Below are 1,761 nucleotides of genomic sequence, written 5' to 3'. Positions count from 1 at the left end.
TTTTACTCGTTAAAATTTCCCCATTTTTGAGAAAGGTTAATTTCAAATTCTTGACTTCATATAGCTGTTCAATTTTTCTATTCTTCTTTTGGAGTGGGAATGACAACCCCGACCTCTTTTGAAAACTTCTCCCATTCCCCCAGCATTTCCTGATATTTTTCGGGAAAAGTTCCGGTCAGATCATTTTTCTCTGCAAGGTCTGATTTGAGGTTATAAAGTCGGAAATTACCCAAAAGGAAAGGGCGCTCAATATTCACAATCTTCCAATCCCCTTTTCTGATCATGGCATAGCCCCGATGTTCCAATCCAAATACATAGGTAGAATCGTGAACCGAATCTGATTTTCCTGATAGCAATGGGACAAGCGATTTTCCAAGCAAGGGTTTTACTGCTTTTTCCTTCCATTTGTCCGGATAACTGATACCTGCCAATTCATAGAAAGTAGGTGCAAAATCCATCAAAGTCAAGAATGAATCATTGATGCTGCCTTGGTTTTCGATTCCCGGTCCGGCTATGATCATCGGAGTATTAATCCCTCCTTCGGTGGTAAAACCCTTGTAAAATTTGAATGGCGCTGAACCCGCCTCGGCCCATTGTGAGCCGTAGGAAATAAAGGAATTTTCTTTTCCCATCTCGGCATATTCGTCTGAATAATTTTCCTGGATAAAAGGGCCATAAAATGAACTGTAATAAAAATCCTCTGCCGCTGCCCCGTTGTCTGACATAAAGACAATCAGGGTATTTTCATATTGCCCTGTTTCTTTTAAGTAAGTGATTATCCTTCCGATGTTATAATCCAGGTTATCCACCATACCGGCATAAAGCTCCATCTTTCGCGCTTCCTTTTTTTGCTCATCGGGTGAAAGAGAATCCCAAGGCTTGACATTGGGATGGGACGGGGGCAATACTGCATTTTCTGAAATCATTCCTGCTTTCTTTAAACTTTCAAAGCGCTTTGCCTTCAATACCTCGTAACCTTCATCATAGCGGCCTTCATATTTTCTCCAATATTTCTCCTCAACCTGCAGTGGCCAATGGGGAGAAGTATAGGCAGCGAATGTAAAAAATGGTTTTCCGTCTTCCCTGTGACGGTCGATGTAGGAAATAAGTTTGTCTGTATAAAAATCAGTGGAATAATCTCCTTCCTTCCATTCTGCTTTTTCACCATCTTCGGTATATTCTGTTATCGGAGTTTCAGGAAAAATCCCCGCATTACTAAAGTGATTTGCTCCTCCTTCTCCCTTGATTGAAAATGAATGTTCAAATCCTTTTGCCTGAGGCCCATGCTCAAGTTTATCCCCTAAATGCCATTTTCCTGCCATATAGGTATGATATCCAGCGGTTCGAAGTAAATCCGGAAGGGGTATAATTCTATCAGTCAAATGTCCTTCATAACCCGCGACTTTGGTTTGGAGTTGTTGCGAACCCATACCTGCGATATGGTTATTATTTCCCGATAAAAGCATAGCCCGAGTGACTGCACAAACTGGGGCTGTATGAAAACGGCTAAAACGGATACCTGTTTTGGCAAGTTCGTCTAGGTTTGGCGTGGAAATATCACCTCCAAAGGAACCCAAATCCGCATATCCCAAATCATCGGCCACGATCAGTAGTATATTGGGAGGCTTTGGCTTATTGCTCTCTTGTTGGCAGGAAACCATTGAGCAACCAATAAAAGTTACAAAGAAGATAAGTCTAGAGATATTTTTCATTTTCCGTACTTCATTTAATTTTTATTGTTTACAAGCCATTAATTCCAAG

1 protein-coding gene is annotated in these 1,761 nt (G+C 41.1%); it reads right to left on the bottom strand.

Annotation, left to right across the window (positions count from 1 at the left end; genetic code table 11):
- Window positions 1–77: 77 nt before the first annotated feature.
- Window positions 78–1,712 carry an arylsulfatase gene (locus tag ACZFYI_RS20025; RefSeq protein ID WP_462525888.1) on the bottom strand — a complete coding sequence of 545 codons (1,635 nt, stop codon included), beginning with the start codon at window positions 1,710–1,712 and terminating at the stop codon, window positions 78–80.
- Between the last annotated feature and the right edge of the window lie 49 nt (window positions 1,713–1,761).

The sequence above is a fragment of the Aquiflexum sp. genome (genome assembly GCF_977115555.1).
This window is presented reverse-complemented; position numbering and strand designations above follow the sequence as displayed.